This window comes from Pseudomonas veronii (assembly GCF_001439695.1).
GTDB lineage: Bacteria > Pseudomonadota > Gammaproteobacteria > Pseudomonadales > Pseudomonadaceae > Aquipseudomonas > Aquipseudomonas veronii.
In genome coordinates this window covers 1-25,103 of record NZ_JYLL01000025.1, presented here as the reverse complement: position 1 = coordinate 25,103, position 25,103 = coordinate 1, and the positions used below count along the sequence as shown (strand labels likewise).

The following is a 25,103-nucleotide window of genomic DNA, read 5'->3' as shown; positions in this document are numbered from 1 at the left end:
CTGCCGGAAACGGCGTTCGGCACACACGACTTCTCACGGTCGGTGTCAGGTGCGTCAAGAGTGGTTGGCCACTCCAGTGTCCAGCAATAACCGGCGAATTGGGCTGGTATCGCGACGGACGCGTCCTGCTTGTTAGCGGTGGTGACAAAGGCACCACTTCAACAAAAGCTAAGGTCAGGAGGAGGAATCAACCGGCGACTGTGGACGAGATGAAGCGTCTATATATAAGCCTAGTGCTACACGGTCCGACGGTTGTGCATCTCCACCCTACACGTATCCCTGATAATTCGGGTGCTGCCGCGCGCAGAATCCGCAGCGGGTTGGCATTTACCGTGTTCTCCAATGGGGAGTCCACGCTCATGGCTAAACAAGACCAAGTGTGGGCGATTGCGCTCTCACTCGGCTCTTAACAGGCGTTGTTTCCGAAGCATTCGCCATGGTGTGTCCCAAGACTGACTGCACTTTGTGAACTGGCCGTAAATATCGGCGCAAAATGCGAGTATTCACTCTGCTTTCTGCACTCGCTTCAGGCCTCATGTCACCTGCGCTTGTTACAATCTCGGGCTTTCCAAGGTAACGAAAGCCCCGTAGGACGGCCTCGCGTCCTGATGAATTGCGAAGGTCAGGGCCGGCAATTTGCCGCAAGTCCTCTGTCCAGGCCGCTTTTGGCGGCGTTCGCGACTATAGCAGTAATGATTAAGTGCTTCAATTCCATAAAAAATTGTTATCATCGCCGACATGACGACTACCGCCCCCCAGACCCCCAGCGTCCAGCTGCTCGAGGTCTCGCCGGAATATGCCGGCCAACGCATCGACAATTTTCTCCTGGCCAGGCTCAAAGGCGTGCCCAAGACCTTGATCTACCGCATTTTGCGTAAAGGCGAAGTGCGCGTGAACAAGGGTCGCATCAAGCCCGAGTACAAGCTGCAGGCGGGCGATATCGTCCGGGTGCCTCCGGTGCGCGTGCCTGAGCGCGACGAACCTGTGCCGCTGGCCCAGGGTCTGTTGCAGCGCCTTGAAGCGTCGATTGTCTACGAAGACAGCAAGCTGATCGTGATCAACAAGCCCTGCGGCATTGCGGTTCACGGCGGCAGCGGCCTGAGTTTCGGCGTGATCGAAGCCTTTCGTCAGTTGCGTCCGGATGCCAAGGAGCTGGAGCTGGTCCATCGCCTCGACCGCGACACCTCCGGCCTGCTCATGATCGCCAAGAAGCGCAGCATGTTGCGCCACCTGCACACCGCCCTGCGCGGCGATGGCGTGGACAAGCGCTACATGGCGCTGGTGCGCGGCAACTGGGCCAGCTCGATCAAGAGCGTGCGCGCGCCGTTGCAGAAGAGCAACTTGCGCTCCGGCGAGCGCATGGTCGAAGTGGACGAGGAGGGCAAAGAAGCCCTGACCCTGTTCAAGGTGCTGCGCCGCTTCGGCGACTTCGCCACCCTGGTCGAGGCCAAGCCGGTCACCGGGCGCACTCACCAGATTCGCGTGCACACCCTGCATGCGGGCCACTGCATTGCCGGTGACACCAAGTATGGCGACGAGGCGTTCTCCAAGGAGATTCGCGACCTGGGCGGCAAACGCCTGTTCCTGCACGCCTACATGCTCACCGTACCGCTGCCCGATGGTGGCGAATTGAAATTGCAGGCGCCGGTCGATGAGATGTGGGCCAAGACCGTGGAGCGTTTGAGTGCCGCACCTTGACTACAAACTGCTGATTTTCGATTGGGACGGCACGCTGGCCAACTCCATTGGCCGTATCGTCGAGGCCATGCACATGGCCTCGACGCGTTCTGGCTTCGAGCTGTGTAGCGATCTGGCGGTCAAGGGCATTATCGGCCTGGGGTTGCCTGAGGCGATTCGCACCTTGTACCCGCACATCGCTGACGCTGAATTGGTCGCGTTCCGCGAGCATTATGCCGATCACTACATTGCGCTGGAGGCCGAGCCTTCGCCGCTGTTTGATGGCGTGGTGCAGTCCCTGGAAGCGTTCCGCGCCGAGGGTTATCAGCTGGCGGTCGCCACTGGCAAGGCCCGCCGCGGCCTGGACCGGGTGCTCAGGGCCCACGGCTGGGAAGACTATTTCGACGTTACCCGCGCAGCGGACGAAACCGCCAGCAAGCCCCATCCGCTGATGCTTGAGCAGATCCTCGCCCATTGCGGCGTGTCGCCACGCCAGGCGTTGATGGTCGGCGACGCGTCCTTCGACCTGATGATGGCACGCAATGCCGGCATGGACAGCGTGGCGGTCAGCTACGGTGCGCAGGCTGCCGAGGCGCTGCAGGCATACGAGCCCAGGCTGACGATCGATCATTTTTCTGAATTGCAGGCCTGGCTCAGCCGGGCCCACTGAGTCTTTGCTGGGGTAGATGGCATGAGTGATGAGTGGAAAGCGCCCGAAAAGGCCGACAGCAGTGACGACAAGAGTTGGAAGCTGCTGGAGAAGACTCTTCTGGCCAGCGTGCAAGAGCAGCGTCGTTCGCGGCGCTGGGGGATTTTCTTCAAGCTGCTGACCTTTGTTTACCTGCTCGGCATGCTGGTGCTGTTCAGCCCGCTGGTGGACATGGAAAAAACCGCGACCCGTGGTCCCAACTACACCGCCTTGATCGAAGTGCGCGGGGTGATTGCCGACAAGGAGTCCGCCAGCGCCGACAATATCGTCAGCAGTCTGCGCACCGCGTTCGAAGACCCCAAGGTCAAGGGCGTGATCCTGCGCATCAACAGCCCAGGCGGCAGCCCGGTGCAATCGGGCTACGTGTATGACGAAATTCGCCGCCTGCGCGCGCTGCATCCGCAGATCAAGCTGTACGCGGTGATCTCCGACCTGGGCGCCTCGGGTGCGTATTACATCGCCAGTGCCGCTGACCAGATCTACGCCGACAAGGCCAGCCTGGTGGGTTCCATTGGCGTCACGGCGGCCGGTTACGGCTTTGTCGGCACCATGGAGAAGCTCGGTGTGGAGCGTCGCACCTACACCTCGGGCGAGCATAAGGCGTTCCTCGACCCGTTCCAGCCGCAAAAGGCCGATGAAACCCAGTTCTGGCAGAGCGTGCTCGACACCACTCATCGCCAGTTCATTGCCAGCGTCAAGCAAGGGCGCGGTGATCGTCTGAAGGACAAGGACCATCCGGAGCTGTTCTCCGGGCTGGTCTGGTCTGGCGAGCAGGCCTTGCCGCTGGGCTTGATCGATGGCCTGGGCAGTGCCAGTTCGGTGGCGCGGGACGTGATTGGTGAAAAGGAACTGGTGGACTTCACCGTTCAGGAGTCGCCGTTTGACCGTTTCTCCAAGAAGCTCGGCGCCAGCGTGGCGGAGAAGTTGGCCTTGTACATGGGCTTCCAGGGCCCGACCCTGCGCTGAGATCCCAAGGTCTGCGTAGATAAATGTGGGAGGGAGCTTGCTCCCGATAGCAGTGGATCAGCCAGCTTATCTGTAGCTGACCCACCGCAATCGGGAGCAAGCCCCCTCCCACATTTGGTTTTGCGCTGGTTTAAGGGATTTGCACGCCCTCGGCCAGCAGCATATCCACCAGGCGAATCAGCGGTAAGCCGACAAGGCTGGTCGCATCCGGGCCTTCGGTGCTTTGAAACAGGCTCACGCCCAGCCCTTCGGCCTTGAAACTGCCCGCGCAGTCATAGGGCTGCTCGATCCGCAGGTAGCGCTCGACCCGCTCCGCGTCCAGCACGCGCATGTGCACGGTGAACGGCACGCAGTCGACCTGGCAGTGCCCGGTCTCGCTGTTCAGCAGCGTCAGCCCGGTGAGGAAGCTGACACGCTTGCCGCTGGCCGCCAGCAGTTGCTCGCGGGCGTTCTCGAAGGTGTGGGGTTTGCCGATGATCCGGCCTTCGAGTGTGGCGACCTGATCGGAGCCGATGATCAGGTGCCCTGGATGGCGGGCGGCGAGGGCGCGGGCTTTCTCTTCGGCCAGGCGCTTGACCAGTTCGACGGCTGACTCATTTGCGCGGTGGCTTTCATCGATATCCGGCGAGCTGCAGATGAACGGTAAGTGCAGGCGGCTCAGCAATTCCCGGCGATAGACCGAGCTGGATGCGAGTAATAAAGGCAGCATGGGCGTCTCCTCAGGGCGACCGGGGATTCTAGCGGGACGACCGGCTGACGCACAGGGCTGAATTTCCTTTGACATGGCTGGGGGCATCCCTATAATGCTGCGCCTATGTTGAATGACCCGATTCCACCTCACGTTGACCCGCGCAAATTGGCTGATCGTGGCACTTCCCTTCAAGGTGAATTGCTGCTGGCCGATTTGGAGAGACTCTGCGACCCGCTTTCCGACACTGTCGGTACGGTGCAGGCCAAATTCGTTTTTGAACGAGATGAACGTAAATCTGTGGTTATTCACAGCTTTATCGACACCGAGGTCAAAATGGTTTGCCAGCGTTGTCTTGAGCTGGTCACCCTGCCGATTCACAGCGAATGCAGTTACGCTGTGGTAAAGGAGGGTGCGAATACCCAGTCGTTGCCGAAAGGTTATGACGTGCTGGAACTGGGCGAAGATCCTTTGGATCTGCATGCACTGATCGAGGAGGAGCTTTTGCTCGCCTTGCCCATTGTGCCTGCTCATCATCCGGAAGAATGCCAGCAGCCGGCGGGCCTCGATGACGAGTCCGAACCGAGCGAGGACGAGGTAACGCGGTCCAACCCGTTCAGTGTATTGGCGCAGTTAAAGCGTGACCCAAACGTTTAGGAGTTAATCAATTATGGCTGTTCAGCAGAACAAAAAATCCCGCTCTGCCCGTGACATGCGTCGTTCGCACGACGCCCTGACGGCAAGCACTCTGTCTGTAGAAAAAACCACCGGTGAAATTCACCTGCGTCACCACGTATCGCCAGAAGGCGTATACCGTGGCCGTAAAGTGATCGACAAGGGCGCTGACGAGTAATCACTTGTCTGCTCAAGTCATCGCGATTGACGCAATGGGCGGGGACTTCGGTCCCCGCAGCATTGTTCAGGCTTGTATTGCCAGCCTGTCTGCTACGCCCTCGCTGCACCTGACCCTCGTCGGTCAACCTTCCCTTCTTGAAGAACTGATTGCCAGCCATCCGGCGGTGGATCGCGCGCGCCTGACGATTACGCCCGCCAGCGAAGCCATCGGCATGGATGAAAAGCCAGCGGTCGCCCTGCGTGGCAAGCCCGACTCTTCAATGCGGGTCGCCCTCGAGTTGTTGCGTGATGGCAAGGTGCAAGCCTGTGTCAGTGCCGGCAATACGGGCGCGCTGATGGCGTTGTCGCGGCATGTGCTCAAGACCTTGCCGGGGATCGACCGGCCGGCGATAGTCGCGGCGATACCGACGCAGACAGGCTATTGCCAGTTGCTCGACCTGGGCGCGAATGTCGATTGCAGTGCCGAGCATCTGTTCCAGTTCGCCGTGATGGGCTCGGTGGCGGCCGAGGCGCTGGGTGTGGCTCGTCCGCGCGTGGCCTTGCTGAATATCGGCATCGAAGACATCAAGGGCAACCAGCAGGTCAAGCTCGCCGCCGCTTTGCTGCAAGGTGCGCGGGGGTTGAACTACATCGGCTTTGTCGAAGGCGACGGTTTGTATCGCGGCGAGGCGGATGTGGTGGTGTGCGACGGGTTTGTCGGCAATATCCTGCTTAAATCCAGCGAAGGCCTGGCGACCATGATTGCCACGCGGATCGAGGCCTTGTTCAAGCGCAACCTGGCGACACGCCTGGTCGGCGCCCTGGCGTTGCCGCTGATGCGCCGCCTGCAGGAGGACCTGGCCCCGGCGCGGCATAATGGCGCAAGCTTTCTCGGCTTGCAGGGCATCGTGGTGAAAAGCCATGGCTCGGCGGGGGTGGAAGGCTTTCAGAGTGCGATTGCACGGGCGTTGATCGAGATCCAGGAAAACCTGCCGCGACGCTTGCACGGCCGCCTGGAAGATCTGTTGCCTTAGGCGAATCGGCCCGGGAATGCTTAAATGTGACCGGCCGGTTCAATTGACCATCCAATCTGTCAGTTTCGTGCGCTCCCATCGTAGGAGCGCCTATATCCGACGACCAGATCATTAGGGGCTTGTTACATGTCTACATCCCTCGCATTCGTCTTTCCAGGGCAGGGTTCGCAGTCCCTCGGCATGTTGGCCGAGCTGGGCGCGCAATATCCGCTGATCCTGGAAACCTTCAAGGAAGCTTCCGATGCCCTGGGTTACGACCTGTGGGCGCTGACCCAGCAGGGGCCGGAAGAGCAACTCAATCAAACCGATAAAACCCAGCCGGCCATCCTCACCGCTTCGATCGCCCTGTGGCGCTTGTGGCTGGCGGAAGGCGGCGCGCGTCCGGCATTCGTCGCCGGTCACAGCCTGGGCGAATACAGTGCCCTGGTCGCCGCGGGCAGCCTGACCCTCGCTGAAGCGGTCAAGCTGGTCGAGCGTCGTGGCCAGTTGATGCAGGAAGCGGTTCCGGCCGGGCAGGGTGGCATGGCCGCCATTCTCGGCCTGGATGATGCGGTGGTGATCGCCGCCTGTGCCGAAGCGGCCCAGGGCGAAGTGGTCAGCGCGGTGAACTTCAACTCGCCGGGCCAGGTGGTGATTGCCGGTGCCAAGGCCGCCGTTGAGCGCGCCATCGAAGGCTGCAAGGCCCGTGGCGCCAAGCGTGCCTTGCCGTTGCCGGTGAGCGTGCCGTCGCACTGCGAGCTGATGCGCCCGGCGGCCGAGCGTTTTGCCGAGTCCATCGCCGCCATCAACTGGCAGGCACCGCAGATCCCGCTGGTGCAGAACGTCAGCGCGGCGGTTGCCGCGGATCTCGACACCCTCAAGCGCGACCTGCTGGAACAACTCTACAAGCCGGTGCGCTGGGTTGAATCGGTACAGACCCTGGCCGCCAACGGCGCCACCGAGTTGGTCGAGTGCGGCCCGGGCAAAGTCCTGGCCGGCCTGAACAAGCGCTGCGCCGACGGCGTGTCGACCTCCAACCTCAATACCCCGGATGCCTTTGCGGCCGCTCGCGCGGCACTGGCCTGAACCCCGAACTTAGGAGAAGCCTGCATGAGTCTGCAAGGTAAAGTTGCACTGGTTACCGGCGCAAGCCGTGGCATTGGCCAGGCGATCGCCCTGGAACTGGGCCGTCAGGGCGCCGTCGTGATCGGCACCGCCACTTCCGCCGCGGGCGCCGAGCGTATCGCCGCGACCTTGAAGGAAAACGGCGTGCAGGGCACCGGCCTTGAGCTGAATGTGACCAGCGATGAGTCCGTGGCTGCCGTACTGGCCGAGATCACCGCACAGTTCGGCGCGCCGGCGATTCTGGTGAATAATGCCGGTATCACCCGCGATAATCTGATGATGCGGATGAAAGACGACGAGTGGCATGACGTCGTCGACACCAACTTGAACAGTCTGTTTCGCCTGTCCAAGGGCGTTTTGCGCGGCATGACCAAGGCGCGTTGGGGTCGAATTATCAATATTGGCTCCGTAGTGGGTGCCATGGGCAACGCAGGCCAAGTAAACTATGCCGCGGCGAAAGCCGGTCTGGAAGGTTTCAGCCGCGCACTGGCGCGTGAAGTCGGCTCGCGGTCGATTACGGTCAACTCGGTGGCCCCTGGGTTCATCGACACCGATATGACCCGCGAACTGCCGGAAGCACAGCGTGAAGCCTTGCTGACGCAGATTCCGCTGGGCCGTCTGGGCCAGGCTCAAGAGATCGCGAATGTGGTCTCTTTCCTGGCATCCGACGGTGCGGCATACGTGACTGGGGCTACAATCCCGGTTAACGGCGGGATGTACATGAGTTAAATTGTGACGGATCGCTTCAAAAAAATGTCATACGAGCTGTCTAAAATCCGTTATAAAGCTGCAACTTAATTTATACGCGGGTGGCCGACCGGGTACGGGGTGAACCTTTCAGTTGAAAAGCTGAAATGGCTTTCTATACACTTACCCACTGGCCAGCTGCCTGAATTTGTCCATTAGGAGTGAAAACAAGGTATGAGCACCATCGAAGAGCGCGTCAAGAAAATCGTTGCCGAGCAACTGGGCGTTAAAGAAGAAGAAGTGGTCAACACCGCTTCCTTCGTTGAAGACCTGGGTGCCGACTCCCTTGACACCGTTGAGCTGGTGATGGCTCTGGAAGAGGAATTCGAGACCGAAATCCCGGACGAAGAAGCTGAAAAAATCACTACCGTTCAAGCTGCAATCGACTACGTTACCAGCCACCAGGCGTAATAGTTTGTAGTCGTCGCTTGCTGTCAGGGAAAAACCGCACTGCTGTAACGGCGTGCGGTTTTTTCTTTAGCTCTGATGAAAAGTGATTCTGAAGCAAAGTGTCGTCATTAGAAAAAGGAGAGTGCTGTGTCGCGTAGACGCGTCGTAGTCACCGGTATGGGTATGTTGTCGCCACTGGGCACGGATGTGCCGAGCAGTTGGCAGGGCATTCTGGCTGGCCGCAGTGGTATTGGTCTGATCGAACACACGGACCTTTCTGCCTATTCCACCCGTTTTGGCGGCTCGGTAAAGGGGTTCAATGTCGAGCAATACCTCTCGATCAAAGAGTCCCGCAAACTCGACCTGTTCATTCAATACGGCCTGGCAGCCGGTTTTCAGGCAGTGCGTGACGCTGGTCTGGAAGTCACCGACGCCAACCGTGAACGCATCGGCGTGGCCATGGGTTCGGGTATTGGCGGTTTGACCAATATCGAAGAAACCAGTCGCACGTTGCACGAGTCCGGTCCGCGTCGAATTTCACCGTTCTTCGTGCCGGGTTCGATCATCAATATGATTTCCGGTTTCCTGTCCATCCATCTGGGAGCACAGGGACCTAACTACGCCATTGCCACGGCTTGCACCACAGGCACGCATTGCATCGGCATGGCCGCGCGCAATATCGCCTATGACGAAGCGGACGTGATGATTGCCGGCGGCGCTGAAATGGCGGCCTGCGGCCTGGGCATGGGCGGCTTCGGCGCGTCGCGTGCGCTGTCGACCCGCAACGACGAGCCGGCTCGTGCCAGCCGTCCGTGGGACAAGGGCCGTGACGGTTTCGTCCTGGCCGACGGCGCCGGTGCGCTGGTGCTGGAAGAGCTGGAACACGCCAAGGCGCGTGGCGCGACGATCTACGCCGAGCTGATCGGCTTTGGCATGAGTGGCGACGCCTACCACATGACTTCGCCACCGGCCAACGGCGCCGGTGCTGCGCGTTGCATCACCAACGCCCTGCGCGATGCGAAGATCAGCCCGGACCTGGTGCAGTACATCAACGCCCACGGCACTTCGACAGCGACCGGCGACCTGGCGGAAGCCGAAGCGATCAAGTCGGTGTTCGGCGAGCACGCCTACAAGCTGGCGGTCAGCTCCACCAAGTCCATGACCGGCCACCTGTTGGGTGCGGCGGGCGCGGTCGAAGCGATCTTCAGCGTGCTGGCCATCAGGGATCAGGTCGCTCCGCCGACCATCAACCTCGATGAGCCGGATGAAGGCTGCGACCTGAACTTCGTGCCTCATGAAGCGCAGAAGATGCCGATCGACGTGGTGTTGTCCAACTCGTTCGGTTTCGGTGGCACCAACGGCTCCCTGGTGTTCCGCCGGTTCGCCGAGTAATGCACAGCTGGGTCGACGGTCAGCCAGCGGACAGCGTGCCCCTGAAAGATCGTGGCCTGGCGTATGGCGATGGCCTGTTCGAAACCATCGCCGTCAAGGCCGGGCAACCGGTGTTGCTCGACCGCCACCTGCAACGCCTGGCCGAGGGTTGCAGGCGGTTGGCATTGGTTGTGGACCCGGCATTGGTCCGCAGCGAAGTGCTCGCTTATGCCAGCGCCCTCGGCGACGGCGTACTCAAATTGATCCTCACCCGAGGCGACAGCCTACGCGGTTATGGCATCAACCCCGGCGCCCCGGTGCGCCGTATCCTGCAGGGCAGTGCGCCTGCTGCTTATCCCCAGGCCCATGGCAACGACGGTATCCGCCTGTTTCCGTGCGCCACCCGTTTGTCCGAACAGCCGCTGCTGGCCGGTCTCAAGCACCTCAATCGCCTCGAACAAGTGATCGCGCGCGCCGAGTGGCAAGATACCGAGCATGCCGAAGGTTTGATGCTGGATATGTCCGGGCGCGTCATCGAAGGCGTGTTCAGCAACCTGTTCCTGGTGCGCCACGGCGTGTTGTTGACCGCTGATCTGAATCGTTGCGGCGTGGCCGGCGTCATGCGTGCCGAGGTACTGGCCCAGGCGCAGGCGCTCGGCACCCCGGTGGTCGTGGCCGATATCAGCCTTGAGCAGTTGCAGTCGGCCGACGAGGTTTTTGTCTGCAACAGCGTTTATGGCATTTGGCCGGTGCGCGGCTGTGCTGCGATGAGCTGGTCGGTTGGGCCGCTCACCCGTAAACTGCAGGGCATTGTTCGCGCGCTATTGGATATTTGAGTTGATACGAAAACTGTTGTTACTGCTGCTGATCGGTCTGTTCGCGGCGGCGTTGCTGTTGGGGTTTTCGGCCTGGAAGCTCGACTCAGCCCTCAAGCAGCCCTTGCACCTGACCGAGGAGCAACTGCTCGACGTCCCCGCCGGAGCCACGCCGACCGGCACTTTCAATCGCCTGGAAGCCGACGGTGTGCTCGACGGCGCCTTCTGGTTGCGTCTGTACTGGCGCTTCAACCTCGAAGGCCAGCCATTGCACAGCGGCGAATACCGCCTCACTCCCGGCCTCACCGCCCAAGGCTTGATCGGCCTGTGGCAGCGTGGCGAAGTGGTGCAATACAGCCTGACCCTGGTGGAGGGCTGGAATTTCCGCCAAGTGCGCTCGGCGCTGGCCAAGCATGAAAAGATCGTGCAGAGCCTTGCCGGCCTGAGTGACAGCGAAGTGATGGACAAGCTCGGCCACCCAGGGGTTTTCCCCGAGGGGCGGTTCTTCCCCGATACCTATCGCTTTGTGCGCGGCATGACGGATGTCGAGTTCCTCAAGAAAGCCTACAACCGCCTGGACGACGTGCTCGCCCAGGAGTGGAGCAAACGCGCCGCCGACGCGCCGTACACCGACCCCTACCAAGCGCTGATCATGGCCTCCCTGGTGGAGAAAGAGACCGGTGTGCCGGAGGAGCGCGGGCAGATCGCCGGGGTATTCGTGCGTCGCATGAAGATCGGCATGCTGCTGCAGACCGATCCGACGGTGATCTACGGCCTGGGCGAGCGCTACAACGGTAAGCTGACGCGTGCCCATCTCAAGGAAGCCAACCCCTACAACACCTACATGGTTGCCGGGCTCCCGCCGACACCCATCGCGATGGTCGGCCGCGAGGCGATTCATGCGGCGCTGAACCCGGTGCCGGGCAGCAGCCTGTATTTCGTTGCCCGGGGTGATGGCAGTCATATTTTCTCGGACGACCTGGATGCACATAATGCCGCGGTGCGTGAGTTCCAGCTCAAGCGTCGCGCCGATTACCGTTCCAGCCCGGCGCCGCAGGTGAAGCCGTTGGAAGACCCCGCGCCGACGAACGATGCCCCCGACGCACCCGCCGAGCCTGCGCCGGACGCCGCCGCACCGCAAAGCCCGCAATGACTCTGACTAAGGACTGCCTGTGACTGGCTTGTTTATTACCCTGGAAGGCCCGGAAGGCGCCGGCAAAAGCACCAACCGCGATTACCTGGCCGAGCGTTTGCGCGCTGCGGGCGTCGAGGTGGTGCTGACCCGCGAGCCCGGTGGTACGCCATTGGCCGAGCGCATCCGTGAAGTGCTGCTGGCCCCAGGTGAAGAACAGATGAACCCGGACACCGAGCTGCTGCTGGTGTTCGCCGCACGCGCCCAGCACCTGGCCGAAGTGATTCGCCCGGCGCTGGCCCGCGGCGCCGTGGTGATTTGTGACCGTTTCACCGATTCCACCTATGCCTACCAAGGCGGTGGCCGCGGCCTGTCCCAGGCGCGCATCGCCACCCTGGAGACCTTCGTCCAGGGCGATTTGCGTCCCGACCTGACCCTGGTGTTCGACCTGCCGGTGGAAGTCGGTCTGGCCCGTGCCAGTGCGCGTGGCCGCCTGGACCGCTTCGAACTGGAAGGCCAGGCGTTTTTCAACGCCGTGCGCAGCGCATTCCTTGCCCGGGCCAAGGCCGAGCCGGCGCGTTACTACCTGTTGGACGCCGCCCAGCCGCTGGCCCAGGTGCAGCAGGCCATCGATGCGCTGCTACCCACATTGCTGGAGCGCGCCCGTGGCTGAAGCCTACCCTTGGCAGGACAGTCTCTGGCAGCAACTGGCGGGGCGTGCCCAGCACGCTCATGCCTACTTGTTGCACGGCCCGGCGGGTATCGGTAAGCGCGCACTCGCCGAACGCCTGATGGCCAGCCTGCTGTGCCAACGTCCGGTCAACCTGGAAGCCTGCGGCGTGTGCAAATCCTGCCTGCTGCTCAAGGCCGGCAGCCACCCGGACAACTACCTGCTGGAACCCGAGGAAGCGGACAAGGCGATCAAGGTCGACCAGGTGCGTGACCTCGTCAGCTTCGTGGTGCAAACCGCGCAGATGGGCGGGCGCAAGGTCGTACTGATCGAGCCGGTGGAGGCGATGAACATCAACGCGGCCAACGCCTTGCTCAAAAGCCTCGAAGAACCTTCCGGCGATACCGTGCTGTTGCTGGTCAGCCACCAGTCCAGCCGCTTGTTGCCGACCATTCGCAGCCGTTGCGTGCAGCAGGCGTGCCCATTGCCCAGCGAGGAGATGAGCCTGCAATGGCTGGAACAGGCTTTGCCGGACTGTTCCGAAGCCGAACGCGTCGAGTTGCTGACCCTGGCCGCCGGCTCCCCCCTGGCCGCCGTGAAGCTGCAGGCCCAGGGCGTGCGCGAGCAACGCGCGCTGGTGGTGGACGGGGTGAAAAAGCTGCTCAAGCAGGAGTTGTCCGCCACCCAGTTGGCGGAAACCGCCTGGAAGGATATCCCCTTGCTGCTGCTGTTCGACTGGTTCTGCGACTGGTCGAGCCTGATCCTGCGCTACCAGTTGACCCAGGATGAAAATGGCCTGGGCCTGCCGGACATGCGCAAGGTCGTGCAATACCTCGCGCAGAAAAGCGCACAGGACAAGGTGCTGAATATCCAGGACTGGATTCTCGCCCAGCGCCAGAAGGTCCTCGGCAAGGCCAACCTCAACCGCGTGCTGTTGCTCGAAGCGCTGCTGGTGCAGTGGGTCGGTTTGCTCGGCCGGCGTTAATTTCCGTGGCCGACGGGTGTATCGTCGGCCAGATCCTTCCCGTGATTGAAGTTGTCATTTCCTATGCTCGTAGATTCCCATTGCCACCTTGATCGCCTCGACCTCGCCCAACACGGCGGTTCCCTCGACGCCGCCCTGGAAGCGGCCCGCCAGCGTGGGGTCGGGCACTTCCTGTGCATCGGCGTCAGCGCCGACAATGCGGCCGACGTCAAAGCCCTCGCGGATCGCTACGCGGACGTGGATTGCTCGGTGGGTATCCACCCGCTGGACCTCAAGCCTGGCGAAGCTCCGGCCCTCGACTGGTTGCTCGGCGAACTCAACCACCCACGGGTGGTGGCGATTGGTGAAACCGGCCTGGACTATCACTACGAGCCCGAAGCCGCGCTATTGCAGCAAGCGTCGTTCCGCCTGCACCTGCACGCCGCCGAGCAGACCGGCAAACCGGTCATCGTCCACACCCGCGGCGCCCGCGCCGACACCCTGAGCCTGCTGCGCGAAGCCGCATTGCCCCAGGCCGGCGTGCTGCATTGCTTCACCGAAGACTGGGACATGGCCAAGGCGGCCCTCGACCTGGGGTTCTACATTTCCCTGTCGGGCATCGTCACCTTTCGCAATGCCGACGCCCTGCGTGACGTGGCGCGACAAGTGCCGGCCGACCGGCTGCTGGTGGAAACCGACTCGCCGTACCTGGCGCCGATTCCCCATCGCGGCAAGCCGAACCTGCCGGAGTATGTGCGTGACGTGGCGGATTACCTGGCGATGCTACGCGGTGAATCCTACGAACGCTTTGCCGAACAGACCACCGAGAACTTCAAGCGCCTGTTCCCGCTGGCGCACGTCGCGGGTTGACGCGACCAAATCCGAGGCAAAAAAAACCCGGGTTCTGGGGGGGGAATCCGGGTTAAGACCATTAGGAGTAAAACAAGGGCACGCAGTCCGTCGGTACCCAGGTCGACGCTTCACTTGGGGGAGATGTCGCGCCGACAGTTGAAGTATTGATCAGTATCCGATTCAGTCCAGTCGCGTCTGGTCGTTTTTTAAACAGATTTGGAATACGCGCGCTTCGCTTGAGTTCTCATTGAGCGGATGTACAGGCGTAGACGTCACGTATTATTTCTGACTGAACGCCATGAATTCGTCGGCATGCTGAAAGTAATGTGTGTGAGCGGTTCACATAAGCGTTGCCCAACGAACGTTCAGTCGGGATAATCCCTCGTACCGGGTAAATCGTATTGCCACGTCTCCTTGGCCCTGCGCAACCCTCCCTATACCGACCTCTGCAGACCTTTTCCTCATGCAAAAAGAACCCCGTAAGGTCCGTGAGTTTCGCCGCCGCGAGCAGGAAATTCTCGACACCGCCCTCAAGTTGTTCCTCGAACAAGGTGAAGACAGCGTTACCGTCGAGATGATCGCGGATGCCGTAGGTATCGGCAAAGGCACCATCTACAAGCACTTCAAGTCCAAGGCCGAGATCTACCTGCGCCTGATGCTCGACTACGAGCGCGACCTGAACGAGCTGCTGCATTCGGCTGATGTGGACAAGGACAAGGAAGCCCTGTCGCGGGCCTACTTCGAGTTCCGCATGCGTGACCCGCAGCGCTACCGCCTGTTCGACCGCCTGGAAGAGAAGGTGGTCAAGGGCCATCAGGTGCCGGAAATGGTCGAGGAGTTGCACAAGATCCGCGCCTCGAACTTCGAACGCCTGACCCTGCTGATCAAGGGCCGCATCAGCGAAGGCAAGCTGGAAGACGTGCCGCCGTACTTCCACTACTGCGCCGCCTGGGCGTTGGTGCATGGCGCAGTGGCGCTGTACCACTCGCCGTTCTGGAGCAATGTATTGGAAGATCAGGAAGGTTTCTTCCAGTTCCTGATGGACATCGGCGTGCGTATGGGCAACAAGCGCAAGCACAGCAGCGAGCTGCCACCCGTTGACGCTGCACCTGCTGGCACGCCTGCCGCGTAATGATTTGCTGCCAGGTGCAGTAACCCAGGAATATACTCAGGTAAGGCTATTGCTAAAAGCTGATTTATGAGTCAGCTTTTGCTGCGTCTGAATTATCCTCTGCCGGAGTGATCCATGATCGTTGATCGTCAAGGCAGGCGTTTTCGCAATTTGCGGATCAGCCTGACCTCAGCCTGCAATTACGCGTGTACCTATTGCGTGCCTAACGGCAAGCGGCTGGTGGCTGCCCAGGACGAACTCTCGGCCGAGGCCATGGCCCGTGGCGTGGCTTACCTGATCGAAGCCGCCGGTATCGAGCGCCTGCGCATCACCGGTGGTGAGCCGTTGGTCAGCCCCAAGCTGGAAGCCTTCATGGGCGCCGTGGGCGGGATGGGCCTCAGTGAGATCAGCCTGACCACCAACGGCCAACTGCTGGCGCGCAAACTGCCGCTGCTGGTGGACGCCGGCATTCGGCGCATCAACGTGTCCCTCGACACGCTGAACGCCGAGGCCTTTCGCAGCATCGCCCGTGGCGGCGACCTGGCCACGGTGCTCGATGGCATGGACCAGGCGCGCGCGGCCGGGATCAAGATCAAGGTGAATATGGTGCCGTTGCGCGGCCAGAACCTCGATCAGGTGATGCCGCTGCTCGACTATTGCCTGGAACGGGGCTATGAGCTGCGCTTTATCGAACTGATGCGAATGGGCCACCTGGCCAAGGACTCCAATGCCTTCCTGCAGCAATTCGTCAGCCTTCAGCAACTGCTGAGCCTGATCGGCGAACACCACGAATACCTGCAAGCCAACGCTCCCGTGGACGCCACGGCGGTGCGCTACGAAGTGCCGGGCAAGGGTTTCTTTGGGGTGATCGCCAACGAAAGCGTGCCGTTCTGCCGCACCTGTTCACGGTTGCGGCTGTCGTCCACCGGTTGGTTGCATGGCTGCCTGTCGTCGAGCAATCGTCACTATGTCGGCGACCTGCTGGATAAACCGCGCCACCAGGCGCTGCCGGCCTTGCAAGGCTTGCTGATGAAGGCCTTGGGCGACAAACAGGAAGTGGCGTTCTCCGGTGGTGCGACCATCATGAAAATCATCGGCGGCTAACCCGGTTTTCAAGATTGCGCACAATCCAGTGTGGGAGGGGGCTTGCCCCCGATTGCAATGTGTCAGTCCCAGATAATCTGACCGACTCGCCGCAATCGGGAGCAAGCCCCCTCCCCAAATGGCGCGGATTCTGCATCTCATGCCCATTCGCCGGTTTTCCGTCACCGGCTTCTGGAGGATTAGGATGCGTAGTCTGGTTTTGTTGCTGGCGTCGTTGACGCTGAGTGGTTGCATGACCGTCAGCGATATGGCCGAAGGCACCCGTTATCAGATGAGCGACGCCGGGTTGCTGGACCACAGCGACACCCGGCGCTCCGCGTCGATTCGCGTGCAGCCGGACTCCTTTGTCTTCATCGCCCAGGGCGCCTTCGTGCCGCCCGGCAGCGCCTATCCGCGCCCGAACGTGGTCGCCGAAGAAGCCTTCAACGGCTTCGTCGAATACTTCCCCATGGTGCGCCGCGCCCGCCAGCCCGAAAGCCTCGAACAAGCCATGGCCGAAGCCCGTGCGGCCGGCGCTCACTACTTGCTGTACTGCCGCTTCGCCAAGGCGGATGACCGCATCGGCAACGCCGATGAGTGGACCGATCAGCAGGCCCTCGACCGTGTCGGCCTGGACAGCGGCGTTATCCAGATCATGTTGATCGAGACCAGCACCCAGTATTTGATTGATACTGCACGGATTCGCAGTCGTGGCGGTTTACTGACGTTCCACGACAATACGCCCCAAGATCTGATCGCCCGCCCGCTGGCGCAGTACGCCCGAGGCCTGCTGGGCATGAGCGATCAGTAAGCCAGAGGAGAAGCCCATGACCGATTCCGCCAAGGCCAATGATCTATTGGCCCAACTGCCCAAGGGCAAGGGGCCGGCGCCGGTGCATCTGTGGAACCCGGACTTCTGCGGCAACATCGACATGCACATTGCCCGCGACGGCACCTGGTATTACCAGGGCACGCCGATCGGGCGCAAGCCGATGGTCAAGTTGTTCTCCAACATCATCCGCCGCGATGGCGATGAGTACTTTCTGGTCACCCCCGTGGAAAAGGTCGGCATCACCGTCGAGGATGCGCCGTTTGTCGCGGTCACCCTGGAAGTCGAAGGGCAGGGCGAAAGCCAGCGGTTGCGCTTCACCACGCAAGTCGACGAGCAGGTCGAGGCCGATCTTGAACACCCGCTGCGGGTGGTGATCGACCCCGACACCGAGGAGCCTTCGCCCTATCTGCGGGTGCGCGCCAACCTCGAAGCCCTGGTGCATCGCAATGTGTTCTACCAATTGGTCGAGCTGGCGGTGAGCCGTCCGATCGACGGTCAGAACTGGCTCGGCGTGTGGAGCAGCGGGACGTTCTTCCCGATTGGCCTGGAGCCCTGAGCAGGTTTTTTTCCTCTCCCTGAAATAATTCGCTTGCTGCAAACGGCTGCTATCGGTTATCAATTTGTACATGATTAGACATGTCCGATTCGATAAGAAAAAACGCGTCGTCGACGAACTCATCCGCCGTATCGAAGGTGGGGTGATGGCCGACGGTTTCCTGCTGCCGGGTGAGCATCAACTGGCCGAAGAGTTTGCGGTCAGTCGCGGCACGCTGCGCGAAGCCCTGGCCGAGCTCAAGCGCCGCAACTACATCGCCACCCAGGGCGGCGTCGGCTCCATCGTCACCTATGACGGCATGGTGCTCGACCAACGCAATGGCTGGGCCCAGGCCCTGGCCGACACCGGCGCCCTGGTCAGCACCGACATCCTGCGCTTCGAAGCCGTGACCCGCCCGGACCTGTTCAGCCGCTTCGGCAGCGACCAATTCATCGCCCTCGACCGTCGCCGCCGCGCCGCCGATGGCCGCGCCGTGTCTTTGGAGCGCTCGCTGATGCCGGCCTCCGGAGGCCTGGAAGGCTTGCCCCGGGTCGGGCTGATCGACAACTCCCTGACCATCACCCTGGCCGCCTACGGTTACGTCGGCGCCGAAGGCGATCAATGGATCGGCGCCGAGCCTCTGACCGATGAAGACGCCGAGCTGCTCGAGCGCCCGGTGGGCACGGTGTTTCTCAAGGCGTCGCGCACCACTTACGACCGGCGCGAACGCTTCATGGAATACGTGGAGAGTCTGCTCGACCCGCTGCATTTTCGTCTGCACTTGCAGTTTGGCGCGACGAAATGAGCGCGCACAATCGTGCCCTCGGTGCCTTCTACGGTCTGGCGTTGGGCGATGCCTTGGGCATGCCCACCCAGTCTTTGAGCCGCGAGCAGGTCCGGGCGCGCTTCGGTGCCATCACCGGCCTGGAAGATGCCGACGCCGACCAACCCATCGCACCGAACATGCCCGCCGGCTCCATCACCGATGACACCGAGCAGGCGATCCTCGTCGGCGAGTTGCTGGTGGAAGGCCAGGGCACGATCGAGCCGAGCGTACTTGCGCGACGCCTGATCGACTGGGAAGCGCGAATGCGCGCCAAAGGCTCCCAGGACCTGCTGGGCCCGTCGACCAAGCGCGCCATCGACATGATCCTCGCCGGGCATACGCCTGAAGAGTCCGGGCGCTACGGCACCACCAACGGCGCGGCGATGCGTATCGCGCCGGTGGGGATTGCCGCCGATGTCAGCGACCCCGCGCCGTTCATCCGTGCGGTGATCCAGGCGTGCCAGGTGACCCACAACACCAGCCTCGGCATCTCCAGTGCCGCGGCAGTGGCGGCAGTGGTCTCGGCCGGGATCAACGGCGCGGACCTGGGCGCAGCGCTGAACATCGGCAGCCAGATCGCCCAGCAGGCCGAACGCCATGGACACTGGGTGGCCGGCGGCCGTATTGCCACGCGCATCGGTTGGGCGCGGACCTTGAGCGTCGCCAGTGGCGACAAGGCGCTGTTCGCCGACTTGCTCTATGAATTGATTGGCACCTCGGTCGCTTCCCAGGAATCGGTGGTGGTCTCGTTCGCCCTCGCGCAGCAAGTGGCGGTGGGCGAGATGAACGCCTTCGAGGCCTTGTGCGTGGCCGCCAGCCTGGGCGGCGACACCGACACCATCGCCGCGATCCTCGGCGCGATGCTGGGCGCGTGCCTGGGGATGCAATGCTGGCCGGCGGCGATGATCGAACAGGTCCAGCGGGTCAACGGGCTGGCGTTGCAGCCGTTGGTTGAAGGGCTGCTCAGCTTGCGCCAGGCGCTACAGGCCAGCGCGCTCGCGCACTGACCGAGTCAACATTGCGATTTGCGAATTTGCCACAACCCTAACAATACCGGCACCAGGAGCACCCGCACATGAGTACGTCCACTTCCGGCCCAAGCGCCGGGCGCTTGGAAACGCGCGGCATCGAACCGGTCCCCGAAGGCGAGTGCCACGGCCATCCGCTGCAACTGTTCTGGGTGTGGTTCGCCGCGAACATCAGCATCCTGGGGTTGCCGCTGGGCGCCACCCTGGTTGCATTTCGCGGCCTGGCCATCTGGCAGGCGGTCATCGTCGCCATCCTCGGTGCCGCCGGCTCCTTCGCGGTGGTGGGCATTATCTCGATCGCCGGGCGGCGCGGGCGTGCGCCGAGTCTGACGCTGTCCCGCGCCATCTTCGGCGTGCGCGGCAATATCGGGCCGACGTTGGTGTCGCTGATGTCGCGGCTCGGTTGGGAGACCGTCAACACCACCACTGCTGCGTTCGTGCTGCTGTCGTTGTGTACGCTGCTGTTCCACACCCCGGTCGCGGCGAAAAGTGCGCCGCTGCTGACGCTGCTGTTCATCGCCATTTTCGTACTGCTGACCCTGGCCGTTTCCGGCCTGGGCCATGCGACTTTGCTGGTGATCCAGAAGTGGGCGACCTACGTATTCGGCGCCTTGAATCTCCTGGTCGGCGGCTTCCTCTGCGCCACCATCGACTGGAGCGCAGTGTTCAACGCCACCCCGGCGCCCTTGAGCGCGATGCTCATCGGCATCGGCACCATGGCCGCCGGCACCGGGATCGGCTGGGCCAACGCCGGCGCCGACATGTCGCGCTACCAACACCGCAGCGTCACGGCCGTGCGCCTGGTGGCGTCTGCCGCGTTTGGCGCGGGCATTCCACTGGTGCTGCTGATCACCCTCGGCGGCCTGCTGTCGGTGGGCAACAACGACCTGGCGGCGGCGACCGACCCGATCGTCGCGATCCGCGACATGCTGCCCACCTGGATGGCCGTGCCGTACCTGATCACCGCGTTTGGCGGGCTGTTGCTGTCGAATAACCTGTCGGTGTATTCGGCCGGCCTCACTACCTTGACCCTCGGTTTGAAGGTCAAGCGCGTGTACGCGGTGATCGTCGATATCGTGGCGATCTTCGCCGGTTCGATCTACTTCATGCTGATCGCCGACAGTTTCTACGGCCCGTTCATCACCTTCATCTCGTTGCTGGCGGTGCCGATCACCGCGTGGGTGGGGATCTTCGTGGTCGACCTGATTCACCGTCATTACTACAGCCCCGACGACCTGCTGAACGTCAGCCCAAGCAGCGCCTACTGGTATCGCGGCGGCGTGGAATGGCGCGCGTTGGGGGCGTGGGCCGTGGCGATCGGGCTGGGGTTCAGTTTCACTACCATCGGCACCACCGCCGACAACATCTGGTTCGCCGGGCCGTTGTCCGATTCCTGGCTGGGCCACAACGGCCTGGGCTGGATCGTGACTTTCGTGGTGGCCGGCGGGATATATGCGTTGCTCGGCGGCGCGGCTGACCGGCGTCCGGCATTGGTCGAGCGTGCCAATGCCTAGGTTGCTGCACACCGGCCAGGTCATCGTCGACCTGGTCATGGCCCTCGATCAATTGCCGGCGAGCGGCGGCGACGTGCTGGCACAATCGGCCCGTTTCGAAGCCGGCGGCGGTTTTAATGTGATGGCGGCGGCGCGGCGCAACGGGCTGCCGGTGGTCTACCTGGGGCGCCACGGCAGCGGCCGTTTCGGCGACCTGGCCCGTGCGGCGATGCACGCCGAAGGCATCGACATCGCGCTGCCCGCCAGTGTCGGCAAGGACACCGGCCTGTGCGTGGCGCTGACTGAAGCCAGCAGCGAGCGCACCTTCATCTCCCATCTGGGCGCCGAGGGCGAGCTGAGCGCCGAGGACTTGGCCAACGTCGCGCCACGTGCCGATGACTACGTGTACGTGAGTGGCTACAGCCTGCTTCTCGACGGCAAGGCCCAGGCGCTGATCGACTGGCTACTGGCGCTGCCACGGGCGATTACGGTGGTGTTCGACCCGGGCCCGCTGGTCAAGGCGCCCGACTCGGCGTTGATGCGCGCGCTGCTGCCGCGTATCGACATCTGGACCAGCAACGGCCCGGAAGCCCTGGCATTCACCGGCGCGGCGGATATGGCCGAGGCGCTGATCAAGCTCAACCGGTATCTGCCCGCCGACACACTGCGGGTGGTGCGCGATGGGCCGAACGGTTGCTGGGTCGGGCGGGCGAATGCGCTTGAGCCTGTGCCCGGCTTCAAGGTGCAGGCGGTCGACAGCAATGGCGCGGGAGATGCCCACGCCGGCGTGTTCATCGCCGGTTTGGCCAATGGTTTGAAACCGCTCGACGCGGCGTGCCGTGCCAATGCGGCGGCAGCCCTGGCGGTGACGCGCTGGGGGCCGGCGACTGCTCCCGACGCCGCGGAAGTCGACGCATTCCTCGCTGGATAAGCCCCCGCATTTTGAGCGGTGTTCGCCTGGCTATCGATGTGCGGGTCGGCGCCGTTGTCGATGATCGCGCCTGGATGCCGACGAGCGCTATCAGGACACCTGTAAGGTTTTGTGCGCCGAGAGCTGGCGCGCTATCAGGCGTGCCACGGTGATCATCCAGTTCAGTGCAGCGATGGCCAGTACGCCCATCATCAATGTCGACAGGCCGTAGTCGACGATGATCCTGCCCGCCAGCCAGGGAAACCCGAAGACGCCGACAAAATACGCCAGGCTGAACAGCAGCAACGCCTGGGACGTCGTGCCGGACGGCGCTTCGTGGGCGACCAGCCCATTGATCACCGAATACGTCAGGCCGTAACCCACCCCCAGCGTGGCAGCCGCCAGCAGGTAGCTGAGGTTACCGCTCACACCAAAAGCAAACAGTGCAATCGAGCCGAGCATGATCCCGGACAACACACAGGCGGCCCGGTAGGCATCACGCTTGACCACGAAGCCGGCGATCAACAGACGGCTGGTGATCGCGGCGCTCAGGAACCCCGCGAAGAACAGCGAATAATCCAACCCATGCGCGGCCGCGTAGCTGGTCTGGAACGATGAAAGCCCGCCAAACACGCAACCGCCCAGGCCGACCATGAGGATGGCGAACGCCGCCCTGGACGACAGCACCCGGCGGCTGGCGGCCAGGGAAATCCTCGACGTCGGCGCATTCGCATGGTGCTTGAGTTGTGCGCCCAGTCGCCAGAACATCAGCACCCCAACGAGGCTGGCCGCCCCAGCGATATAGAAGGCGGTCGTCAGGGGCAGGTCCAGCGCACTGGTGGCTCGTCCGAGCAAGGGCCCGGAACCGATCCCGCTCAACATGCTGCCCGACAGCAGCGCAAAGTACTTGGCCCGCTGCCTGGGCTCGACCAGCAAGGTCACGATGATCGGGCCCAGCGTGTAGAACACCCCCCAACCCAAGCCGAGGGCCAGCCCGAACAGCATCAAGCCTTGGCCAAACCCCGGCGTCAGGGCAAAACCGAGGCAGGCCACCACCAGCAACACGCCCATTCCCGCAATCGCCCGTGCCGCGCCCACTGCATCGGCCAAATGCCCGGAGAGCACTACCGCGACGAAGGTACTGAGCATCGCCGTGGAAATCACACTGCCGGCGTCATGCTCATTCCCACCGCGCGAGTGAATCAGCAACGACAGCAGAAACGTCGAGCCGTAGGACAAGGACAACAGGAAGCTGGCCAGGCAAAACAGGACGAATAGTTTTCCGCCCACCGGAGGTGTGGAGTTCATGAGCACGCCTTGGAATCATTGGAGTTATGACCACGTTCTACCATGCGCGTCAGGGCGGATTGTTCTGTGGTTGCTGGTGCTTGCTTTAGCCCGCAACGGAGTAAGGTGGCCTGGCGATCCCGAAATTGCACTGCAATCTGTCATCAAACCGTCTTAGTATGTGGCCTTTGAATTTGCCCAAGGCGCGCCCATGACCATCGAGATTCGCCCCGCCGTGCCCAGCGATGCTGCGCAGATCCTGACTTTCATCACCGAGCTTGCCGAGTTTGAAAAAGCCCGTCATGAAGTGATCGCCAGTGTGGCGGATATCGAGCGCAGCCTGTTCAGCGAGGGCGCCACCGCCCATGGGCTGATCTGCCTGCGCGACGGTTTGCCCATCGGCTTCGCGGTGTTCTTTTTCAGCTATTCCACCTGGCTGGGCAGCAACTGCCTGTACCTCGAAGACCTCTACATCAACCCCGAGCAACGCGGCGGCGGGGCCGGCAAGAAGTTGCTGCGCCACCTGGCGAAGATCGCCTGCGACAACGGTTGCGGGCGGTTCGAATGGAGCGTGCTGGATTGGAACGAACCGGCGATTGCTTTCTACAAATCCATCGGCGCCCAGCCCCAGGAAGAGTGGGTGCGCTACCGCATGGAGGGCGATGCGCTGCGGGATTTCGCCCAGGGCTGATCAAGTACCCGGTGAAAACCGGCGTCCCGACGCCGGTTTTTTTATATGTATTCTCACTATATGGGATGTAAATTTATATATTGAGATATTTCAAGGTCTGGGTTTATAGTCGGCTGCATCAGCACTCACTACCAAAAATAAAACAGGTGAAGCGATGCAGGCACAACCTCTGTCACTCCCCGCCGTGCCCGAACCGACTTATGGCGAGCGGCTCAAGCACAAGGTGGTGATCGTCACCGGCGCGGCCCAAGGCATTGGCGAGGCGATCGTGGCCTGCTTCCAGGCGCAGCAGGCACGTTTGGTGATCGCCGATATCCAGGGCGAAAAGGTCGAGCAAGTCGCCGCCCACTGGCGCGAACGCGGCGCCGAGATCTACGCGCAACCGGTCGACATCACGTCCCAGGCGCAATGGCAGGCGCTGGTCAACCTGGCCATCGAGCGCTTCGGCCGTGTCGATGTGCTGGTCAACTGCGCCGGGGTCAACGTGTTCCGCGACCCGTTGCAGATGACCGACGAAGACTGGCGGCGCTGCTTCGCCATCGACCTCGACGGCGCCTGGTATGGCTGCCGCACGGTGTTGCCGCACATGATCGAGCAGGGCATCGGCAACATCATCAACATCGCCTCGACCCATTCCAGCCACATCATTCCCGGTTGTTTTCCCTACCCCGTCGCCAAACACGGCCTGCTCGGCCTGACCCGCGCCCTCGGCATCGAATACGCGCCCAAGGGCATCCGCGTAAATGCCATCGCCCCGGGTTATATCGAAACCCAACTCAACGTCGACTACTGGAACACTTTCCCCGACCCCCACGCCGAGCGCCAGCGCGCGTTCGACCTGCACCCGCCCAAGCGCATCGGCCAGCCTGTGGAGGTGGCGATGAGCGCGCTGTTTCTGGCCACCGATGAGGCGCCCTTTATCAACGCCACCTGCCTGATGATCGATGGCGGACGGTCGGTGATGTACCACGACTAGAACTTGTCACTCTCCAATAACAACAAGAGGTGCCGTTCATGAAAAAAACACTCCGCGTACTCGCCGCCGCCATTGCGTTAAGCGGCTTCAGCAGCCTGGCCGTTGCCGAACCCGTAAAAATCGGCTTCCTGGTCAAACAAGCCGAAGAACCCTGGTTCCAGACCGAATGGGCCTTCGCCGAAAAAGCCGGCAAGGAACATGGTTTCACTGTGATCAAGATCGCCGTGCCCGACGGCGAGAAGACCCTCTCGGCCATCGACAGCCTGGCCGCCAACGGCGCCAAGGGCTTTGTGATCTGCCCGCCGGACGTGTCCCTCGGCCCGGCCATTGTCGCCAAGGCCAAGGTCAACGGCTTGAAAGTCATGGCCGTGGATGATC

General features: G+C 62.2%; 28 protein-coding genes. 26 read left to right on the top strand and 2 right to left on the bottom strand.

Annotated features, from left to right (window positions below; translation table 11 throughout):
- Positions 1-738: 738 nt before the first annotated feature.
- Genes rluC through sppA form a run of 3 tightly spaced genes read left to right on the top strand, consistent with a single transcriptional unit; the run spans position 739 to position 3,352 of the window.
- Positions 739-1,698 (top strand): 23S rRNA pseudouridine(955/2504/2580) synthase RluC, encoded by a 960-nt coding sequence (rluC, locus tag TU80_RS23525; protein ID WP_046382359.1) that lies wholly within the window; start codon positions 739-741, stop codon positions 1,696-1,698.
- The gene (locus TU80_RS23520; RefSeq protein ID WP_046489270.1) at positions 1,685-2,347 is read left to right on the top strand and encodes an HAD-IA family hydrolase; all 663 of its coding nucleotides are present in this window, start codon (positions 1,685-1,687) and stop codon (positions 2,345-2,347) included. The genes rluC and TU80_RS23520 overlap by 14 nt, the downstream gene beginning before the upstream one ends.
- A gap of 21 nt (positions 2,348-2,368) precedes the next feature.
- Positions 2,369-3,352, top strand: a complete 984-nt coding sequence (sppA, locus tag TU80_RS23515) for a signal peptide peptidase SppA (RefSeq protein ID WP_057005500.1) — start codon at positions 2,369-2,371, stop codon at positions 3,350-3,352.
- 130 nt (positions 3,353-3,482) lie between these two features.
- Here sppA and TU80_RS23510 read toward each other — a convergent pair whose 3' ends face one another.
- Positions 3,483-4,061, bottom strand: coding sequence for a Maf family protein (locus TU80_RS23510; RefSeq protein ID WP_057005499.1), 579 nt, complete (start codon positions 4,059-4,061; stop codon positions 3,483-3,485).
- Positions 4,062-4,166: 105 nt separating this feature from the next.
- Here TU80_RS23510 and TU80_RS23505 point away from each other — a divergent pair, with 105 nt between their 5' ends.
- The 20 genes from TU80_RS23505 (at position 4,167) to TU80_RS23410 (ending at position 21,792) form a co-directional block, all read left to right on the top strand.
- On the top strand, positions 4,167-4,697 hold the full coding sequence (locus tag TU80_RS23505) for a YceD family protein (protein ID WP_027607804.1): 531 nt from the start codon (positions 4,167-4,169) through the stop codon (positions 4,695-4,697).
- A 13-nt stretch (positions 4,698-4,710) separates the two neighbouring features.
- On the top strand, positions 4,711-4,893 hold the full coding sequence (gene rpmF, locus TU80_RS23500; protein WP_008152339.1) for a 50S ribosomal protein L32: 183 nt from the start codon (positions 4,711-4,713) through the stop codon (positions 4,891-4,893).
- Between the two features lie 4 nt (positions 4,894-4,897).
- The gene (gene plsX / locus TU80_RS23495; protein WP_079444532.1) at positions 4,898-5,908 is read left to right on the top strand and encodes a phosphate acyltransferase PlsX; all 1,011 of its coding nucleotides are present in this window, start codon (positions 4,898-4,900) and stop codon (positions 5,906-5,908) included.
- A gap of 126 nt (positions 5,909-6,034) precedes the next feature.
- The gene (gene fabD / locus TU80_RS23490; protein ID WP_046489281.1) at positions 6,035-6,973 is read left to right on the top strand and encodes an ACP S-malonyltransferase; all 939 of its coding nucleotides are present in this window, start codon (positions 6,035-6,037) and stop codon (positions 6,971-6,973) included.
- A 24-nt stretch (positions 6,974-6,997) separates the two neighbouring features.
- Positions 6,998-7,741: a 3-oxoacyl-ACP reductase FabG gene (fabG, locus tag TU80_RS23485; protein WP_046382365.1), complete on the top strand. Its 744-nt coding sequence runs from the start codon at positions 6,998-7,000 to the stop codon at positions 7,739-7,741.
- A gap of 192 nt (positions 7,742-7,933) precedes the next feature.
- Positions 7,934-8,170 carry an acyl carrier protein gene (acpP, locus tag TU80_RS23480; RefSeq protein ID WP_003175607.1) on the top strand — a complete coding sequence of 79 codons (237 nt, stop codon included), beginning with the start codon at positions 7,934-7,936 and terminating at the stop codon, positions 8,168-8,170.
- Positions 8,171-8,296: 126 nt separating this feature from the next.
- The gene (gene fabF / locus TU80_RS23475) at positions 8,297-9,541 is read left to right on the top strand and encodes a beta-ketoacyl-ACP synthase II (RefSeq protein ID WP_046382366.1); all 1,245 of its coding nucleotides are present in this window, start codon (positions 8,297-8,299) and stop codon (positions 9,539-9,541) included.
- Positions 9,541-10,356: an aminodeoxychorismate lyase gene (gene pabC, locus TU80_RS23470; RefSeq protein ID WP_057005497.1), complete on the top strand. Its 816-nt coding sequence runs from the start codon at positions 9,541-9,543 to the stop codon at positions 10,354-10,356. Before fabF ends, pabC begins: the two co-directional genes overlap by 1 nt.
- Before the next feature lies 1 nt (position 10,357).
- On the top strand, positions 10,358-11,488 hold the full coding sequence (mltG, locus tag TU80_RS23465; RefSeq protein ID WP_046382368.1) for an endolytic transglycosylase MltG: 1,131 nt from the start codon (positions 10,358-10,360) through the stop codon (positions 11,486-11,488).
- Between the two features lie 19 nt (positions 11,489-11,507).
- A complete protein-coding gene (gene tmk / locus TU80_RS23460) occupies positions 11,508-12,140 on the top strand; it encodes a dTMP kinase (RefSeq protein WP_046382369.1) in 633 nt (210 codons plus the stop codon).
- The gene (locus tag TU80_RS23455; RefSeq protein ID WP_046382370.1) at positions 12,133-13,122 is read left to right on the top strand and encodes a DNA polymerase III subunit delta'; all 990 of its coding nucleotides are present in this window, start codon (positions 12,133-12,135) and stop codon (positions 13,120-13,122) included. The genes tmk and TU80_RS23455 overlap by 8 nt, the downstream gene beginning before the upstream one ends.
- A gap of 63 nt (positions 13,123-13,185) precedes the next feature.
- On the top strand, positions 13,186-13,971 hold the full coding sequence (locus tag TU80_RS23450) for a TatD family hydrolase (RefSeq protein ID WP_046382371.1): 786 nt from the start codon (positions 13,186-13,188) through the stop codon (positions 13,969-13,971).
- A gap of 445 nt (positions 13,972-14,416) precedes the next feature.
- A complete protein-coding gene (locus TU80_RS23445) occupies positions 14,417-15,085 on the top strand; it encodes a TetR/AcrR family transcriptional regulator (protein ID WP_046382372.1) in 669 nt (222 codons plus the stop codon).
- Positions 15,086-15,199: 114 nt separating this feature from the next.
- Positions 15,200-16,168, top strand: a complete 969-nt coding sequence (locus TU80_RS23440; RefSeq protein ID WP_046382373.1) for a GTP 3',8-cyclase MoaA — start codon at positions 15,200-15,202, stop codon at positions 16,166-16,168.
- Positions 16,169-16,352: 184 nt separating this feature from the next.
- Positions 16,353-16,958: a DUF4823 domain-containing protein gene (locus TU80_RS23435; protein WP_046382374.1), complete on the top strand. Its 606-nt coding sequence runs from the start codon at positions 16,353-16,355 to the stop codon at positions 16,956-16,958.
- 16 nt (positions 16,959-16,974) lie between these two features.
- Positions 16,975-17,535: a DUF1285 domain-containing protein gene (locus TU80_RS23430; RefSeq protein WP_046382375.1), complete on the top strand. Its 561-nt coding sequence runs from the start codon at positions 16,975-16,977 to the stop codon at positions 17,533-17,535.
- A gap of 70 nt (positions 17,536-17,605) precedes the next feature.
- Complete coding sequence (locus tag TU80_RS23425; RefSeq protein ID WP_046382376.1) at positions 17,606-18,319, top strand: GntR family transcriptional regulator; 714 nt, start codon at positions 17,606-17,608, stop codon at positions 18,317-18,319.
- The gene (locus TU80_RS23420) at positions 18,316-19,347 is read left to right on the top strand and encodes an ADP-ribosylglycohydrolase family protein (protein ID WP_046382377.1); all 1,032 of its coding nucleotides are present in this window, start codon (positions 18,316-18,318) and stop codon (positions 19,345-19,347) included. Before TU80_RS23425 ends, TU80_RS23420 begins: the two co-directional genes overlap by 4 nt.
- 68 nt (positions 19,348-19,415) lie before the next feature.
- A complete protein-coding gene (locus TU80_RS23415) occupies positions 19,416-20,882 on the top strand; it encodes a purine-cytosine permease family protein (protein WP_046489304.1) in 1,467 nt (488 codons plus the stop codon).
- A complete protein-coding gene (locus TU80_RS23410; protein ID WP_057005496.1) occupies positions 20,875-21,792 on the top strand; it encodes a PfkB family carbohydrate kinase in 918 nt (305 codons plus the stop codon). Before TU80_RS23415 ends, TU80_RS23410 begins: the two co-directional genes overlap by 8 nt.
- Before the next feature lie 90 nt (positions 21,793-21,882).
- Here the strand turns inward: TU80_RS23410 and TU80_RS23405 are convergent, their stop codons facing one another.
- Entirely contained in the window at positions 21,883-23,079 is a 1,197-nt protein-coding gene (locus tag TU80_RS23405) for an MFS transporter (protein ID WP_057005495.1), read from the bottom strand.
- Between the two features lie 190 nt (positions 23,080-23,269).
- Between TU80_RS23405 and TU80_RS23400 the strand changes: the two genes are divergently transcribed.
- The 3 genes from TU80_RS23400 to TU80_RS23390 all read left to right on the top strand — a co-directional run.
- Positions 23,270-23,749: a GNAT family N-acetyltransferase gene (locus TU80_RS23400; protein ID WP_057005494.1), complete on the top strand. Its 480-nt coding sequence runs from the start codon at positions 23,270-23,272 to the stop codon at positions 23,747-23,749.
- Positions 23,750-23,903: 154 nt separating this feature from the next.
- Complete coding sequence (locus TU80_RS23395; protein ID WP_046382383.1) at positions 23,904-24,725, top strand: SDR family oxidoreductase; 822 nt, start codon at positions 23,904-23,906, stop codon at positions 24,723-24,725.
- A gap of 38 nt (positions 24,726-24,763) precedes the next feature.
- The coding region (locus TU80_RS23390; RefSeq protein ID WP_156422913.1) for a substrate-binding domain-containing protein at positions 24,764-25,103 on the top strand (340 nt) is incomplete at its 3' end.

Excerpts from the sequence above, each read along its gene's own strand:
- fabD (WP_046489281.1), top strand. The coding sequence starts at position 6,035 with ATGTCTACATCCCTCGCATTCGTCTTTCCAGGGCAGGGTTCGCAGTCC.
- pabC (WP_057005497.1), top strand. The coding sequence starts at position 9,541 with ATGCACAGCTGGGTCGACGGTCAGCCAGCGGACAGCGTGCCCCTGAAA.
- TU80_RS23400 (WP_057005494.1), top strand. The coding sequence starts at position 23,270 with ATGACCATCGAGATTCGCCCCGCCGTGCCCAGCGATGCTGCGCAGATC.
- TU80_RS23445 (WP_046382372.1), top strand. The coding sequence starts at position 14,417 with ATGCAAAAAGAACCCCGTAAGGTCCGTGAGTTTCGCCGCCGCGAGCAG.
- TU80_RS23420 (WP_046382377.1), top strand. The coding sequence starts at position 18,316 with ATGAGCGCGCACAATCGTGCCCTCGGTGCCTTCTACGGTCTGGCGTTG.
- acpP (WP_003175607.1), top strand. The coding sequence starts at position 7,934 with ATGAGCACCATCGAAGAGCGCGTCAAGAAAATCGTTGCCGAGCAACTG.
- TU80_RS23410 (WP_057005496.1), top strand. The coding sequence starts at position 20,875 with ATGCCTAGGTTGCTGCACACCGGCCAGGTCATCGTCGACCTGGTCATG.
- TU80_RS23435 (WP_046382374.1), top strand. The coding sequence starts at position 16,353 with ATGCGTAGTCTGGTTTTGTTGCTGGCGTCGTTGACGCTGAGTGGTTGC.
- TU80_RS23415 (WP_046489304.1), top strand. The coding sequence starts at position 19,416 with ATGAGTACGTCCACTTCCGGCCCAAGCGCCGGGCGCTTGGAAACGCGC.
- TU80_RS23505 (WP_027607804.1), top strand. The coding sequence starts at position 4,167 with ATGTTGAATGACCCGATTCCACCTCACGTTGACCCGCGCAAATTGGCT.
- TU80_RS23425 (WP_046382376.1), top strand. The coding sequence starts at position 17,606 with ATGATTAGACATGTCCGATTCGATAAGAAAAAACGCGTCGTCGACGAA.
- rpmF (WP_008152339.1), top strand. The coding sequence starts at position 4,711 with ATGGCTGTTCAGCAGAACAAAAAATCCCGCTCTGCCCGTGACATGCGT.
- TU80_RS23450 (WP_046382371.1), top strand. The coding sequence starts at position 13,186 with ATGCTCGTAGATTCCCATTGCCACCTTGATCGCCTCGACCTCGCCCAA.
- TU80_RS23440 (WP_046382373.1), top strand. The coding sequence starts at position 15,200 with ATGATCGTTGATCGTCAAGGCAGGCGTTTTCGCAATTTGCGGATCAGC.
- TU80_RS23510 (WP_057005499.1), bottom strand. The coding sequence starts at position 4,061 with ATGCTGCCTTTATTACTCGCATCCAGCTCGGTCTATCGCCGGGAATTG.
- TU80_RS23405 (WP_057005495.1), bottom strand. The coding sequence starts at position 23,079 with ATGAACTCCACACCTCCGGTGGGCGGAAAACTATTCGTCCTGTTTTGC.
- sppA (WP_057005500.1), top strand. The coding sequence starts at position 2,369 with ATGAGTGATGAGTGGAAAGCGCCCGAAAAGGCCGACAGCAGTGACGAC.
- fabG (WP_046382365.1), top strand. The coding sequence starts at position 6,998 with ATGAGTCTGCAAGGTAAAGTTGCACTGGTTACCGGCGCAAGCCGTGGC.
- TU80_RS23395 (WP_046382383.1), top strand. The coding sequence starts at position 23,904 with ATGCAGGCACAACCTCTGTCACTCCCCGCCGTGCCCGAACCGACTTAT.
- rluC (WP_046382359.1), top strand. The coding sequence starts at position 739 with ATGACGACTACCGCCCCCCAGACCCCCAGCGTCCAGCTGCTCGAGGTC.
- TU80_RS23430 (WP_046382375.1), top strand. The coding sequence starts at position 16,975 with ATGACCGATTCCGCCAAGGCCAATGATCTATTGGCCCAACTGCCCAAG.